We start from the raw sequence: 13,374 nt of genomic DNA, 5'->3' as shown, positions 1-13,374 counted from the left end.
CCGCCCTGTATACGGGCGACGCTCTGTCGCCCTCAATGCCTATGCCGATGATGCACATCTGGAAAATGCGCATGGCTATGCCGCATCACACTATGAACATGCACATGACTATGCGGCTGCGCCGGGTCCCACTCAAACCCATGCTCATGCTGATGATGCTCATCATGCACATGCCGGTGCCCGTGTTCCGTCGCCTCATGCAGATGCTCATGGGCATGCCGCTCCGTCAGGTGCAGCCACACGCCCACGGCCATTAACGCCGATGCAATCCAGAACGCCAGCGTCACTGACTCCCCGAAGGCCAGCAAGGCCACCGCAGCGCCGAGGAACGGCGCCGTCGAGAAGTACGCCCCGGTGCGCGCACTGCCCAGCCCGCGCAGCGCCAGCACAAACATGACCAGGCTGATGCCATACCCCAAAAACCCCACCAGCAAGATAGGCGCGAGCTGCGCCGCGCCCGGCATCTGCGCCCCGAGGTACAGCGCCAAACTGCAATTCACCGCCCCGGCAATCAACCCTTTGGCGCCAGCGATAAACAGCGCGTCCGACGCAGACACTTTGCGCGTCAGGTTGTTATCAATCCCCCAGCACAAACAGGCCACTGCCACGGCAACCGGGCCGATCCAGTCCTGGCTTACGCCGCCGCCGTCGGACCATGACAGCACCACGCCGCCCACTACTATCGAGATCATCCCAAGGATGATGCGCCGGTCGGCGTTTTCTCTGAACACCAGCCAGGCGATAACGGCGGTCAGCACCGATTCAAGGTTGAGCATCAGGGAGGCGGTCGCGCCTGCGGTGCGGGTCAGGCCGAACATCAATGCAACCGGCCCGAGGATGCCGCCGAACGCGATGGCGCCGATCAGCCACGGCCATTCAGATTGCGTCAGCCCGGTGGGTTTCCAGCCGCGATCACGAATAAGGCGCACAGTGGCAAGGCCGATGCCGCTACCGAGGTAGAGCAGGCCAGCGAGCAACACGGGCGAGAGGCCCAGGCCGAGGCTTTTGGCGAGCGGGGTGCTGGCGCCGAAAAGGGCGGCTGCGGCGAGTGCGTAAACAATGCTGAGGTTCATGGGCCGTCCTCGGAAGTCAGGCCCATGATACGTCGCTTGCCAGGGTCAGCGCCCTGACAACTTCCTACTTACTGCGCGTTTTTCAGCTTGATCACATCACCCGAGATCTTGGTGGTGTAACCATTCAGTACCCAGGCCCAGAACCATTTTTCCTGCACTTGGGTGTTGATCAGCGCGTCGCCGCCTTTGGCCTTGATGGCCGCATCCTGGGCGCGCACGAAGCGGCTGTTCTGACCGATCGGGATGATGCCGAGCAACATAACGCCGGTGGCGCTGCCTTCACTGTGGCCCAAAACGGTGTATTGGCTGCTGTCGTACTGCGGGGATTTGATGGCGGTGCCGGTGCAGCCTGAGAGCGCGAAACCGAGAACAGCTGCTGCAACCACTTTACTGACGTACTTCACTGGGTAACTCCATGGGCAAAAATCGAGATCCAATTCTCGAAGGGGCGCCACTCTAATCGCCGTACTGGCAGATTGAAATAAATTACCTGCAAGTTTCATCTTCAAGCCTGCACGTACACCCAAGCCGTCAGGCCCGAAGCCAACGCCACTGACACGCGCTTGTAGTCCGACACTTCATACGCATCCGCCGCCGCCAGTTCCTGCTCGTTGATCTGAAAGACCATGCCTTCAACACTGGCGGCTTTTTCCTCAGTCGGCGCGACAATCGGGTGGTGGGTCTTGCCGCTGGTGGCCAGCACTTCGGGGTCGGTGATTTCTACCCAGCTTTGCGAGTAGCCGAGCATCGCGTCGTGCTGGCCGACTAATTCGCGGCCGAAGTTGGCGAGTTGCACGGCTTTGTCCTGCAGGGTGCCGTAGGAAAATAACAGCACGGGGAATTGGGTGGAGTGTTCCATGGGTATTCCTTGAGAGGGGCTGTGCTGGACGTTAGGCGTTTTACTATATAGCGATGTGATGGCAGAGCCCAACGTTGAAAACACCGAAGAGCACATGTGGGAGCTGGCTTGTTGTGGCAAGCCCGCTCGCCACAACAGGCCTGCTCACACATTTTTGACCGCGTTCGGTCTGTGCTGGACGTTAGGCGTTTTACTATATAGCGATGTGATGGCAGAGCCCAACGTTGAAAACACCGAAGAGCACATGTGGGAGCTGGCTTGTTGTGGCAAGCCCGCTCGCCACAACAGGCCTGCTCACACATTTTTGACCGCGTTCGGTCAGTTAGAGGTGCAGCCAGGCTAGGCTGCCTAGGGCCACTGCGACGGTGCCGGCGGTGTAGGACATGCGTTTGAGCCATTCCTTGCGCGTGAGCAACGTAATCGCCGCCAACGAAATCGCGATCTGAATCGCGGTCATCGCCTGGGCCCAGCGGTGGTGCTGGTGCAGGGCTTCCTCGGATTTCTGATCCCACTCCTTGGAGGTGGCCTCAAGCCTCTCGGCCTGTTTGCGCACTTCTTCCTTCTGGCCCTTGTAACGCTCGATCTCATCCTTGTAATGCGCGGCATCCACGCCGGGAATGTGGGTGGCCAGTTCAGCCAGGTTTTGTCGGCTGGATTTGGCCTGGTAGTAATTCCACTGGTTGGCGGCTTCGGTCTTGCTGATGGCGGCGTTGTTCTTGTCCATCGCCGCTTCGCTTTCGGTGGAGCCGGCCTGGTAGCTGAGCATGGCGCCAAGGGTGGCCATCAGGGCGGTCATCACGGCGATACGACTGGCGAAATTGTCACCGCGCCCGTGCGCATGTTCGGTGGTGTGTTCGATGTGTTTTTCGTGGGGGCTGGGGACTTCGAAGGCTTCGGACATGGGGGCGTCTATGAAGGGGCTGAGGGAGTCTGATTCTTCACCAGCGAAGCTGTCTCAAGCCTGTACGTAACGCTGCAAACCTGCCACCAGCGCATCAAAGGTCACGCGGCAGCGCGGGCTGTTGCGCAGGTCTTCGTGCATGGTGACCCAGGTGTCCATCTTGAACGCAAAACCGTCCGGCAATACCCGGTGCAGGCGCGGGTTCTGCTTAGCCAGTTGCACCTGGCAGCCGCCGATACCGGCACCGGCGCGGATCAGCGCCAGTTGCGCCAGGTCGCTGTCGCTGCTGATGGCGAAGGCGCTGCGTTCAAAGCCCTTGATGGCCAGGCTGCGGATGAAAGCGCTTTCCTGGTCGAAGCCGATCACCGAATGGTTAACCAGGTCCTGCATCTGAAGCGGCATGCCATGCTGTTGCAGGTAATCATCGCGGGCATGCAGGCCCACTTCAATCAAGCCGACACGCCGCGCCAGCAGTTGCTCCTGGCTGGGCCGGACCATGCGCACGGCGATGTCGGCTTCCAGTTGCAGCAGGTCGATCAGGCGGTTGGTCAGGATCAGTTCAACCCGCAGGTGCGGGTGTTGGCGGCGCAGTGCGGTGATGATCGGCGGCAGCACTTCCACACCGACGACTTCACTGGCGGAGACCCGCACTACACCGCGCACTTCATCGCCTTGGGCGGAAGCCGCGCGTTCCAGGGCGGCGGCGGTGCGCTCCATGGTTTCGGCATGGGCGCGCAAAGTGTGGGCGACGGCGGTGGGCAGCAAGCCTTGCGGCGAACGGGTGAACAGCACCACGCCCAGCGACGTTTCCAGCGCAGCAATATGCCGACCGACCGTAGGCTGTGTGATGCCGAGCTGGCGTGCGGCCCCCGACAACGATCCTTCCTTGAGTACGCCGAGGAACGACCGGTAAAGCTCCCAACCAATATTCGTTGCCATGCATAAATGTATAGCGGCTGGATGCTCTTCGGTAATTTATCTATAGCAGTGCCGCACACAAAATGGCCTCACCAACAACGTGGGAGAAGGTCATGAGCAAGGTTCTGGTATTGGGTGCAACCGGCGGGATTGGCGGCGAAGTGGCCCGGCAGTTGAGCGCGGCAGGCTGGGAGGTGTGTGCACTGACCCGGAATGTGGACAAGGCTCGCCGTGAGAATGCGGCGTTGTCCTGGCTCAAGGGCGATGCGCTCAATCGTCAGGAAGTGCTCGCCGCCGCCCGTGGCTGTGAGGTGATCGTGCATGCCGTCAACCCGCCGGGCTATCGCAATTGGGCCGAACTGGTGATGCCGATGATCGACAACACGATTGCGGCGGCCATCGCCGAAGGCGCAACCATCCTGTTGCCCGGCACGGTCTACAACTTCGGGCCGGATGCATTTCCTGTGTTGCACGAGGGCTCGCCGCAACACCCTCAGACCCGCAAGGGCGCGATCCGTGTGCAACTGGAGCAGCGTTTAGAGCAGGCTTCTCGGCAGGGCGCGCGGGTGTTGATCGTGCGGGCGGGGGACTTTTTTGGCGCCAGGGTGGCCAACAACTGGTTCGCCCAAGGTTTGGTCAAACCCGGCAAACCCGTGCACGCCATCAGCTACCCAGGCGCGCCCGGTGTGTTGCATCAATGGGCGTACCTGCCGGATGTGGCGCGCACGATGGTCGAGTTGATTGAGCGCCGGGCGACCCTTGAGGCGTTTGCGCGCTTTCATATGGCGGGGCATGAGGACGTGGATGGCGCGCAGATGGTTCAGGCGATCCAGCGGGTGGTGTTGCGTAGGTCTGGCCATCAGCCCCGCGTAGGTCGTTTCCCGTGGTGGCTGATGAAATTGATAGCGCCCTTTGTCGTGACCGTCCACGAGATGCAGGAAATGCGCTACCTGTGGCAAACCCCGTTGCGCCTGGATAACCAGCGCCTGGTGGACACCTTGGGCCGTGAGCCCCACACACCACTGGATCAGGCGGTAGAAGCTACATTGGCCGACCTGGGCTGCCTGCCTACGCCCGCCTGATCAAGCGCACATACACCGCGATGTTGATCAGCAACACCAGCGCCCCAAGTGCCAATTGAATGTTCGGGGTCAGCCCAGCCGGGTAGATCAGCGTGAGGATGTAATGCTCGATAAACCCGCCGCCATAACCGTCTTGCCCTGCGAGGTGACGCAGCAGGTTTTCCCAGCGGGTCAGCGGGCAGGGCAGGTGGAACACTTCCACGGCCACACCCCAGGCTGCAGCGGGCACGTGCAGCCACATGACCGGCCGCCATTTGAGCGCCAGCAATCCGCCGAACAGCACGAACAGGATGAAACACAGGTGAAACAGCACCAGGCTGTCGGCGGCTACGCGATAGAGCATGTGTGGGTTCGCTTTTAAGGTTGGCAGGCGTCAGGCGCCAAGTGGTTCCCGCTGATTTTAACGCGTGGGCAGCGATAATGAGGGCGCCGATTGGCTTGAGTAACGCTATAGCTCCAGTTGAGTGGCGTTGATGCCAAACGCTTTGGCTATCTTTTCCCGCGTTGCCCGGCGAGGTTTGTTCACTGCCTCTTGTTGGGCGAGCGGGTGCTTCCCAACGTTAGCCGGTCTCCCGAGGCCCACTGATCGAAGCTGTTGCTGCATGTAAGCTTTACTTCGTAAACGTCTTCGGCGCTCGCCTTTGTCGCGCGCGTTTGCCCACCGCTGCTTTGGCGTAGTTGATCAGTGTGGGTATCAATACCGAGCCGCAAAGGTTGCTTGCAGGTAACCTGGGCCGTTATTGTGCTGAAACCTTTTAGTCCTTCCCCAAGGTTCTGTTGTGATGAATGCACCGCGTACCGCAGTCGGTCCAATCAAGGCCGTGATTTTTGATATGGACGGGTTGTTGCTGGATACCGAAGGCATCTACACCGAAGTCACGCAGATCATCGCCGAACGCTACGGCCGCACCTATGACTGGGGCATCAAGCAGCACATCATCGGGCGTGGGGCCCAGGACTTGGCCGACTACGTGGTCAAGGCGCTGGACCTGCCGATTACGCCGGCTGAGTTTCTGGAAATCCGCGAACCGCTGATGAGCGAGCGTTTCCCCAAGGCCCTGGGCATGCCCGGCGCCGAAGCGCTGGTGCGGCACTTGAAGGCGCATAACATTCCGATTGCGGTGGGCACCAGTTCGTCGCGCAACTCGTTTGGCCACAAGACCACATTGCACCGCGAATGGTTTGGCCTGTTCGGTACCATCGTCACCGCTGACGACCCGGAAGTCGGTGCCGCCAAGCCTGCGCCGGACATCTTCCTGACCGCCGCACGCCGCCTGGGCGTTGCGCCAGAAGACTGCCTGGTGTTCGAAGATTCGCCGTTCGGTGTCACCGCCGCAAAAGCCGCCAACATGACCGCCATCGCCGTGCCCGATGAAGCCATGGCCGACAGCAAATACCACCACGCCGACCAGATCATCCGCAAACTCGCAGACTTCGACCTGGCCGCGTATGGCTTGCCACCCATGGCCTGACAAATGTGGGAGCTGGCTTGCCTGCGATGGCGCTCTTGAGGACGCTATCGCAGGCAAGCCAGCTCCCACATTGGGTTATGCGCTGAAGCCACCATCAATGGTCAAGCTGGCCCCAGTGATATACCCCGCCTCAGGTCCCACCAGATAAGCCACAAAACTCGCAATTTCCTCCACCTGCCCATAACGCCCCACCGCCATCAACCCGATCAACGTCTCGGCAAACTCACCGCTCGCCGGGTTCATGTCCGTGTCCACCGGCCCAGGCTGCACATTGTTAATGGTGATGCCGCGCGGCCCCAAGTCCCGTGCCAGGCCCTTGGTCAACCCCACCAGCGCCGCCTTGCTCATCGCATACGGCCCGCCCCCGCCAAACGGCATGCGCTCGGCATTGGTGCTGCCGATGTTGATCACTCGGCCACCTTCACCCATATGCTTGGCCGCTTCCTGAGTGGCGATAAATACACTGCGCACATTGATCGCCAGAGTCTGGTCGAAGTCTTCCAGCTTGAAATCTTCCAGTGGCGCGATGGCCAGCACACCGGCGTTGTTCACCAGGATATCCAGGCGCCCAAACGCTTCGACGGTGGCGTTGACCGCATTGCGGATCGCCGTGGCATCCGCGCTGTCGGCCTGGATCGCCAAGGCTTTGCCGCCGGCGCTGATCACGCTGTTCTGCAGCTCTTCGGCTTTTGCGGCCGAGCTGACGTAGGTAAAGGCGACGGCTGCGCCTTGCGCGGCGAGGCGCTTGACGATGGCAGCGCCAATGCCGCGGGAACCGCCTTGGATCAAGGCGACTTTGCCAGTGAGGTTGTGTGTGGTCATGTCGATCTCCAAGTAGTTGATGGGTCGAGTATCGACTTCACCCACCCAACCCGGTAGACCGTGATTGCTATAGTCTGTGTAAACCAAAAGTTTAGAATGAGCTGATATGGAAAGCTTTGGCAGTATCGAATGTTTCGTGCGCAGCGCCGAAGGCGGCAGCTTTGCCGAAGCCGCCCGGCACCTTAGCCTGACCCCGGCGGCGGTGGGTAAAAGCGTCGCCAAGCTGGAAGCGCGCCTGGGTGTGCGCCTGTTCCAACGCAGCACCCGACGCCTGACCCTGACCGAAGCCGGCAAGCTGTTCCTCGAAGAAGTCAGCGCCAGCCTCACCACCATTCAGAATGCCGTAGCTAACCTTGCCAGCGCCGAAGGGCGGCCGGTGGGCACGCTCAAGGTCAGCATGGGCACGGTGTTCGGCAATCGTTATGTGGTGCCGTTGCTGGCGGAGTTCATGCGGCGCTTTCCGGATATCAGCCCCGACTGGCATTTCGATAATCGCCAGGTCGACCTGATCGGCCAAGGCTTCGATGCCGCCATCGGCGGTGGTTTTGAACTGCCCCAAGGCGTGGTGGCGCGCAAGCTGTCCCCCGCGCATCGGGTCTTGGTGGCGTCCCCGGATTACTTGGCGCGACGCCTGCCGGTACACGCGCCCGAAGATTTATCGCGGTGCCTGGGCATCCTGATCCGCTCTCCGCAAACTGGCCGCGTGCGTACCTGGCAGCTCACCGGCCCGGAACGTGAACAACGCCCGCTGGTGCTCAAGCCGCGCATGACCATGAGCGATTCCGAAGCCGCCTGCTGCGCCAGCGCCCAAGGCCTGGGTATCGCGCTGGTGAGCATGCCGATGGCCATGCCGTTCTTCGACAGCGGCGCATTGGTACGGGTGTTGCCCGACTGGTACGTCGACGACGGCAGCATCTCTCTCTACTACGCCGAACACAAACTGCTGCCCGGCAAGACCCGCGCGTTCGTGGAGTTCATCATCGAGCAGTTTGTCGAGCAGAAACTGGGGCAACGGTTCAGCGCGATTTGATCACGGCGCCCCGGAGCCGGGCTTGCCCGCGATGCAGACGCCTCGGTCTACCTGCCGAACATACCGGGCCAACCAATGACCTTCTTTGGCCTCGGCGCCGCATACGTCCTGATCTTCGACGTCGACAACCCCAGCCGCACCAGCGATTCAGCAATCGTCACCGCCGCCGTCACCCCATCCACCACCGGCACGCCGGTGCGCTGGCGAATCTGCTCATCCAGCCCGGCCATGCCGCCGCAGCCCAGGCAGATCACCTCGGCCTTGTCCTCACGGATAGCCAATTGCGCCTGGCGCACGATGGCTTCCATGGCCGCCAGCGGGTCTTCTTCCAGCTCCAGCACCGCCATGCCGCTGGCGCGCACCGAGGCGCAGCGCTCATACAGGCCCGCAAGTTTCAGCCGGTCTTCGATCAACGGCACGGTGCGGTCCAGCGTGGTCACCACCGAATAGGCATGGCCCAAAAACATCGCTGTGCTGGCCGCCGCTTCGGTGATGTCCACCACCGGCACGCTCAATAACTCCTGCAAACCTTCACGGCCATGTTCGCCATAGCCGGCCTGGATCACTGCATCAAACGGCTGATCGTAGGCCATCACCCGATCCATCACGGCGATAGCGGCCAGGTAGCTTTCAAAATTGCCCTCCACCGACTCGGCGCCAAAGTACGGAGTAAGCCCGACGATCTCAGTGCCCGGCGAGGCCACGGCCCGTGCCTGCTGGGCGATGGTTTCGGTGATGGATTCGGTGGTGTTGACGTTGACCACGAGGATGCGCATGGAATGTCCTTGATTAATGACTGACGTTATCGACTGCAATGCTTTCGCCGCTGACATCGGCGTAGAACGCTTGGCGCTTGGCAATCAGCCGGTACAACAGCCCTGCAATACCGGCGCCAAACAACCAGGAAAACGGTGCCACACTGGCAAAGCCGGGCAGCAGCGCCAACAGAATCGCGATCACTGCCGCAGGCACAAACGCCGCTACCGCGCGCAAATTGACGCCGCGGCTGTAGTAATAAACCCCCTTCGGGTCTTCGCTATACAACTGCAGCACGTCCACCTGATTTTTACGGATCAGCCAGTAATCGACCATGATCACCCCGTACAACGGCCCCAGCAGTGCGCCCAGGCCGGAGAGGAAATACACGATCACCAGCGGGCTGTTGTAGAGGTTCCACGGCAGGATCAGCACCGCCAAGGTGGCGCTGATCAACCCGGCGCGACGGAAGTTCAGGTACTTGGGCGCCAGGTTGCTCAGCACAAACGCCGGGGCAACGAAGTTGGCCATGATGTTCACCGCCACGGTGACGATCAGGAACGCCAGGCAGCCCAGCACCAGGAAGAAGGTGTTGGGGATGGCCGCGATGATTTCGGTCGGGCTTTCGATGACCCGGCCATTGAGTTGGAACTGCCCGCCGCACAGCAGCACGGTAATTGCGGCAAACACCAGGATATTCACCGGCAAGCCCCAGAAATTGCCGACCAGGATGGTCTTGCGGCAGGGCGAGGAGCGGGCGAAGTCGCAAAAGTTGAGGATCAGCGTGCCGTAGATGGTCAGCCACAACGCGCCACCGGCAAAGATATTGCGCCACATCTCGCCGCCGCTCAGCGGCTCGCGTATTGACCAGGCAATGTTGCCGTCGACCTGCAAGTACATCCAGCCGGCCAGCGACGCGACGGTCACTAGAATCACCGGCCCGGCGAACGCTTCATAACGGCGCACCATTTCCATGCCGTAAGCCAGGATCGCCAACTGCACCAACCAGATCGCCACGAAACACGCCCAGCCCAAGGTGGATAAACCCAGGATCGAGTTGTGGTCATACTCGGCAAACCCCGGATGAATCGCCGACAACAACACGCGAAAAACCACCGAGGCCAAGTAGGTCTGGATACCAAACCAGGCAATCGCAATCACCGCGCGAATCAACGCCGGAATCTGCGCGCCGTGGATGCCGAAACTGATGCGGCTGATCACCGGGAATGGCACCCCGGTCTTCTGGCCCATAAACCCCGACAAGTTCATGAAGAAGTACACCAGCGCCGCGCCAATCCCCAGCGATAACAGAATTTGCCAGCCGCCAAGCCCCAATGCATACAGGCCGATGGCAAATGAATAGTTGGCGATGTTGTGCACGTCGTTGGTCCACAACGCAAAGATGCTGTAGCGCCCCCAACGTCGGCCTTCGGTCTTGGTGGGCGCCAGGTCCTTGTTGTGCAGGCGCGGGCTGAGCACCAGCGGGCCGGGGCTTGCCGGCTCGGGGTTCAGGGCGGAGGAGGGCAGATCCAGTGCGATGTTATTCGAGAGGCGTGTACGCATTCCGGCAGGCTCCGGCGCATCTTCGGCAGCGCCTCAGATGGCAAAGTGTATGTATGTTTTGTATTTATTGTATACAAGACGCGCTTCACCTTAAGCCACATGCGTGCCAGTTTTCGGTCTATCAAAACCGTGAGTAATTTCCTTTTTGTTAGATGTTCAAATAACTGACTGAATTAAAAGCGATATAAATTGACCGTTTGAACAGGTATTTATTTTTCGCTGGAAAAGCGCTCTATTCAAGAGGCAAAAAGCATGCGGGGATGGGTGTTACGTTTTGGTGCGAAAGAACATGGATTGCACACATAAATGGCACCGATGGTTACATTGATGTGTACAAGATTTACATCCACCACAAAGCAAATGTGGGAGCGGGTGCCCGCGATAGCGGTGTATCAGCCAACTCCTCATTGACTGACACCCCCTCATCGCGGGCAAGCCCGCTCCCACATTTTTACTGCACTCAATCTCAGGCCTTGCTGATGATATTCCCAGCGTGCAACCCGCATTCCTTCTGCGTAGCTTCTTCCCACCACCAGCGGCCCTCACGCTCGTGCTGGTTCGGCAATACCGGGCGGGTGCAGGGCTCGCAGCCGATGCTGATAAACCCGCGTTCATGCAAGCTGTTGTACGGCAACTCGAGCATGCGGATGTAACCCCAGACTTCCTCGCTGGTCATCTGCGCCAGCGGGTTGAATTTGTACAGGGTGCGCTCGGGCGTGGAGAACGCCGTATCAATTTCCAATGCCGCCACCTGGCTGCGGGTGCCGGGGCTCTGGTCACGGCGTTGGCCGGTGGCCCAGGCGCTCACGCCGGACAGTTTGCGTCGCAGCGGTTCGATCTTGCGCACGCCACAACATTCGCCATGGCCGTCCTTGTAGAAACTGAACAGGCCCTTTTCCTTGACGAAAGGTTCCAGCTTGCTCTGGTCCGGCGAAATCAGCTCGATGTCGATCTTGTAAAACTCACGCACCTGCTCGATGAACCGGTAGGTTTCCGGGTGCAGGCGGCCCGTGTCGAGGCTGAACACCTTGACGTTCTTGTTCAGCTTCCAAGCCATGTCTACCAGCACCACGTCCTCGGCACCGCTGAAGGAAATCCACAGGTCATCGCCGAACTGGCTGAACGCCAGCTTGAGAATGTCCTGGGCGGATTTGTTGGCATAAGTCGCGGCGAGTTCAGCGACGTCGAAGGCTTGGTTCATCAGGACGGTTCCTACAGGTCAGTGGCGCTGAGCGCTCTATAGGGGAGCGATGGTATCAAAATCCGCCCTGCGTTGCGGCGGCCAGCTTGAATCGCTAGAGTTCGGCAGTCCTTTTGCTCGCTCAACTAACAACATCTAATGGGAGTGTCTTGTGGAAATTGCCTGTCTCGACCTGGAAGGGGTGCTGGTTCCGGAAATCTGGATCGCCTTCGCCGAAAAAACCGGTATTGAATCCCTGCGGGCCACCACCCGCGACATTCCCGACTACGACGTGCTGATGCAGCAGCGTCTGCGCATCCTCGACGAGCACGGGCTGAAGCTCGCTGACATTCAGGAAGTGATCGCCACCCTCAAGCCGCTGGACGGCGCCATCGAGTTCGTCAACTGGCTGCGCGAGCGCTTCCAGGTGGTGATCCTGTCAGACACCTTCTACGAGTTCTCCCAACCGTTGATGCGCCAGCTGGGCTTTCCGACCTTGCTCTGTCACCGCCTGATCACCGATGAAAACGATCGGGTGGTGAGCTACCAACTGCGCCAGAAAGACCCGAAGCGCCAATCGGTGCTGGCGTTCAAGACCCTCTACTACCGCGTGATCGCCGCTGGCGACTCCTACAACGACACCACCATGCTCGGCGAAGCTGACCGTGGGATCTTGTTCCATGCGCCGCAGAATGTGATTCGCGAGTTCCCACAATTCCCGGCAGTGCATACGTTTGAGGACTTGAAGAAAGAGTTCATCAAGGCGTCGAATCGGGCGTTGAGCCTTTAGAGCATCAGTGCTACTGATGGCCCTATCGCAGGCAAGCCAGCTCCCACCTTGGGATCGTGTTCACACAGTTCAAAATGTGGGAGCTGGCTTGCCTGCGATGGGGCCAGCTCAGGCGCCGCCTAAACCCCTGCCAGCAACCGATCATAAGGAATACTTAAACCTTCATGCAGGCGCTTGATCATCGCCAAGCTCAACTTGCGCTTGTGATTCAGCACTTCGGACACTCGCCCGCTTGTACCTATAAAGGGCTCAAGGTCACGGGCGGTCATACCCAATTGCTCCATGCGAAATTTAATCGCTTCCACCGGGTCCGAAGCCGGCATTGGATAGTGCTCGGCCTCGTACTTCTCAATCAGGACTGCGAGTATTTCCAGCTCGTCACCCTCAGGCGAGCCGATTTGCGCGCCCCATAGCTGCTCGACGCGTGCGAGCGCCGCAGTCAGGTCTTCCTGGGTATGAATAGGTTTGATGTTCATCACACGGTCTCCGCGTTGATCTGGTCGTATTGCACATGGGTTCCCGCAAAACGTATGAACCCCAGCTGTCGCTGATAATCGATCGCCATGACCACTCGATACTTGTTGCCACCCACGTTGAACACCACCCTGCCACCTTTGAGAATACTCGCGGTTCTGAGCTCTGCCTTGAGGGCTTGTGGTGTTTGGTAAGTGGTTTTCTCCATATGACGATACAGCTCGACCATCGGCGTTTTGGCATCGCCATAAGCTGGGTGGCTTTCCCAGAATATTCGTAAGGTAGAGAGAGCGATTATGCGCATCGCTTTAATCTCCCATTTTGGGAGATCATAGGTGCGGTTGGGTGGATATGCAATCGCGGAAATAATTTCTGACGAGTAGGCAGTCGCTTCATGTGATCCTTCACAAACGGCGGGGGGCGGTAGGGGCTGGACGCTATCCTGCAGCCCACG

At 59.8% G+C, this 13,374-nt stretch carries 16 protein-coding genes and 1 pseudogene; 4 read left to right on the top strand and 13 right to left on the bottom strand.

Features of this window, described 5'->3' with window-relative positions; all coding sequences use genetic code 11:
* Positions 1-32: 32 nt before the first annotated feature.
* The 5 genes from GJU48_RS17640 to GJU48_RS17620 all read right to left on the bottom strand — a co-directional run bounded on the left by GJU48_RS17640 (position 33) and on the right by GJU48_RS17620 (position 3,772).
* Complete coding sequence (locus tag GJU48_RS17640; RefSeq protein WP_094950325.1) at positions 33-1,073, bottom strand: DMT family transporter; 1,041 nt, start codon at positions 1,071-1,073, stop codon at positions 33-35.
* A gap of 68 nt (positions 1,074-1,141) precedes the next feature.
* A complete protein-coding gene (locus GJU48_RS17635; protein ID WP_094950324.1) occupies positions 1,142-1,477 on the bottom strand; it encodes a hypothetical protein in 336 nt (111 codons plus the stop codon).
* Positions 1,478-1,578: 101 nt separating this feature from the next.
* Positions 1,579-1,932: a gamma-glutamylcyclotransferase family protein gene (locus GJU48_RS17630; RefSeq protein ID WP_094950323.1), complete on the bottom strand. Its 354-nt coding sequence runs from the start codon at positions 1,930-1,932 to the stop codon at positions 1,579-1,581.
* A gap of 322 nt (positions 1,933-2,254) precedes the next feature.
* Positions 2,255-2,833 (bottom strand): DUF4337 domain-containing protein, encoded by a 579-nt coding sequence (locus tag GJU48_RS17625; RefSeq protein WP_094950322.1) that lies wholly within the window; start codon positions 2,831-2,833, stop codon positions 2,255-2,257.
* A 54-nt stretch (positions 2,834-2,887) separates the two neighbouring features.
* On the bottom strand, positions 2,888-3,772 hold the full coding sequence (locus GJU48_RS17620; RefSeq protein ID WP_094950321.1) for a LysR family transcriptional regulator: 885 nt from the start codon (positions 3,770-3,772) through the stop codon (positions 2,888-2,890).
* 92 nt (positions 3,773-3,864) lie between these two features.
* On the opposite strand from GJU48_RS17620, the gene GJU48_RS17615 reads away from it, so the two are divergent.
* The gene (locus tag GJU48_RS17615) at positions 3,865-4,833 is read left to right on the top strand and encodes an NAD(P)H-binding protein (RefSeq protein ID WP_094950320.1); all 969 of its coding nucleotides are present in this window, start codon (positions 3,865-3,867) and stop codon (positions 4,831-4,833) included.
* On the opposite strand, the gene GJU48_RS17610 is transcribed toward GJU48_RS17615, so the two are convergent.
* Positions 4,820-5,176 (bottom strand): DUF2784 domain-containing protein, encoded by a 357-nt coding sequence (locus GJU48_RS17610; protein WP_094950319.1) that lies wholly within the window; start codon positions 5,174-5,176, stop codon positions 4,820-4,822. The two genes, GJU48_RS17615 and GJU48_RS17610, sit on opposite strands and share 14 nt — an antisense overlap.
* Before the next feature lie 105 nt (positions 5,177-5,281).
* Positions 5,282-5,377: pseudogene (locus GJU48_RS17605) on the bottom strand (helix-turn-helix domain-containing protein); the annotation flags it as partial.
* 238 nt (positions 5,378-5,615) lie between these two features.
* Here GJU48_RS17605 and GJU48_RS17600 point away from each other — a divergent pair.
* Entirely contained in the window at positions 5,616-6,305 is a 690-nt protein-coding gene (locus GJU48_RS17600) for an HAD-IA family hydrolase (RefSeq protein ID WP_094950317.1), read from the top strand.
* Positions 6,306-6,380: 75 nt separating this feature from the next.
* On the opposite strand, the gene GJU48_RS17595 is transcribed toward GJU48_RS17600, so the two are convergent.
* Positions 6,381-7,127: a 3-oxoacyl-ACP reductase family protein gene (locus GJU48_RS17595; protein WP_094950316.1), complete on the bottom strand. Its 747-nt coding sequence runs from the start codon at positions 7,125-7,127 to the stop codon at positions 6,381-6,383.
* A 106-nt stretch (positions 7,128-7,233) separates the two neighbouring features.
* Between GJU48_RS17595 and GJU48_RS17590 the strand changes: the two genes are divergently transcribed.
* Positions 7,234-8,157 carry a LysR family transcriptional regulator gene (locus GJU48_RS17590; RefSeq protein WP_094950315.1) on the top strand — a complete coding sequence of 308 codons (924 nt, stop codon included), beginning with the start codon at positions 7,234-7,236 and terminating at the stop codon, positions 8,155-8,157.
* 47 nt (positions 8,158-8,204) lie between these two features.
* On the opposite strand, the gene GJU48_RS17585 is transcribed toward GJU48_RS17590, so the two are convergent.
* From GJU48_RS17585 to GJU48_RS17575, 3 genes are all read right to left on the bottom strand, one after another.
* Entirely contained in the window at positions 8,205-8,933 is a 729-nt protein-coding gene (locus GJU48_RS17585; protein WP_094950314.1) for an aspartate/glutamate racemase family protein, read from the bottom strand.
* 13 nt (positions 8,934-8,946) lie between these two features.
* Positions 8,947-10,476, bottom strand: coding sequence for an NCS1 family nucleobase:cation symporter-1 (locus tag GJU48_RS17580; RefSeq protein WP_094950313.1), 1,530 nt, complete (start codon positions 10,474-10,476; stop codon positions 8,947-8,949).
* A gap of 466 nt (positions 10,477-10,942) precedes the next feature.
* Entirely contained in the window at positions 10,943-11,677 is a 735-nt protein-coding gene (locus tag GJU48_RS17575; RefSeq protein WP_003214958.1) for a phosphoadenylyl-sulfate reductase, read from the bottom strand.
* Positions 11,678-11,828: 151 nt separating this feature from the next.
* Between GJU48_RS17575 and thrH the strand changes: the two genes are divergently transcribed.
* On the top strand, positions 11,829-12,446 hold the full coding sequence (thrH, locus tag GJU48_RS17570; protein ID WP_094950312.1) for a bifunctional phosphoserine phosphatase/homoserine phosphotransferase ThrH: 618 nt from the start codon (positions 11,829-11,831) through the stop codon (positions 12,444-12,446).
* A 119-nt stretch (positions 12,447-12,565) separates the two neighbouring features.
* Here the strand turns inward: thrH and GJU48_RS17565 are convergent, their stop codons facing one another.
* Both GJU48_RS17565 and GJU48_RS17560 read right to left on the bottom strand, forming a co-directional pair.
* Positions 12,566-12,922: a helix-turn-helix domain-containing protein gene (locus tag GJU48_RS17565; protein WP_094950311.1), complete on the bottom strand. Its 357-nt coding sequence runs from the start codon at positions 12,920-12,922 to the stop codon at positions 12,566-12,568.
* The gene (locus tag GJU48_RS17560) at positions 12,922-13,224 is read right to left on the bottom strand and encodes a type II toxin-antitoxin system HigB family toxin (protein ID WP_094950310.1); all 303 of its coding nucleotides are present in this window, start codon (positions 13,222-13,224) and stop codon (positions 12,922-12,924) included. The genes GJU48_RS17565 and GJU48_RS17560 overlap by 1 nt, the downstream gene beginning before the upstream one ends.
* Between the last annotated feature and the right edge of the window lie 150 nt (positions 13,225-13,374).

Origin of the sequence: Pseudomonas sp. IB20, from assembly GCF_009707325.1 — a bacterium.
Classification (GTDB): Bacteria; Pseudomonadota; Gammaproteobacteria; order Pseudomonadales; family Pseudomonadaceae; genus Aquipseudomonas.
Note: the sequence above shows the minus strand (reverse complement) of the source record. Positions and strands in the feature narration are given on the sequence as shown.

Excerpts from the sequence above, each read along its gene's own strand:
- GJU48_RS17640 (WP_094950325.1), bottom strand. The coding sequence starts at position 1,073 with ATGAACCTCAGCATTGTTTACGCACTCGCCGCAGCCGCCCTTTTCGGC.
- GJU48_RS17630 (WP_094950323.1), bottom strand. The coding sequence starts at position 1,932 with ATGGAACACTCCACCCAATTCCCCGTGCTGTTATTTTCCTACGGCACC.
- GJU48_RS17625 (WP_094950322.1), bottom strand. The coding sequence starts at position 2,833 with ATGTCCGAAGCCTTCGAAGTCCCCAGCCCCCACGAAAAACACATCGAA.
- GJU48_RS17620 (WP_094950321.1), bottom strand. The coding sequence starts at position 3,772 with ATGGCAACGAATATTGGTTGGGAGCTTTACCGGTCGTTCCTCGGCGTA.
- GJU48_RS17615 (WP_094950320.1), top strand. The coding sequence starts at position 3,865 with ATGAGCAAGGTTCTGGTATTGGGTGCAACCGGCGGGATTGGCGGCGAA.
- GJU48_RS17610 (WP_094950319.1), bottom strand. The coding sequence starts at position 5,176 with ATGCTCTATCGCGTAGCCGCCGACAGCCTGGTGCTGTTTCACCTGTGT.
- GJU48_RS17600 (WP_094950317.1), top strand. The coding sequence starts at position 5,616 with ATGAATGCACCGCGTACCGCAGTCGGTCCAATCAAGGCCGTGATTTTT.
- GJU48_RS17595 (WP_094950316.1), bottom strand. The coding sequence starts at position 7,127 with ATGACCACACACAACCTCACTGGCAAAGTCGCCTTGATCCAAGGCGGT.
- GJU48_RS17590 (WP_094950315.1), top strand. The coding sequence starts at position 7,234 with ATGGAAAGCTTTGGCAGTATCGAATGTTTCGTGCGCAGCGCCGAAGGC.
- GJU48_RS17585 (WP_094950314.1), bottom strand. The coding sequence starts at position 8,933 with ATGCGCATCCTCGTGGTCAACGTCAACACCACCGAATCCATCACCGAA.
- GJU48_RS17580 (WP_094950313.1), bottom strand. The coding sequence starts at position 10,476 with ATGCGTACACGCCTCTCGAATAACATCGCACTGGATCTGCCCTCCTCC.
- GJU48_RS17575 (WP_003214958.1), bottom strand. The coding sequence starts at position 11,677 with ATGAACCAAGCCTTCGACGTCGCTGAACTCGCCGCGACTTATGCCAAC.
- GJU48_RS17565 (WP_094950311.1), bottom strand. The coding sequence starts at position 12,922 with ATGAACATCAAACCTATTCATACCCAGGAAGACCTGACTGCGGCGCTC.
- GJU48_RS17560 (WP_094950310.1), bottom strand. The coding sequence starts at position 13,224 with ATGCGCATAATCGCTCTCTCTACCTTACGAATATTCTGGGAAAGCCAC.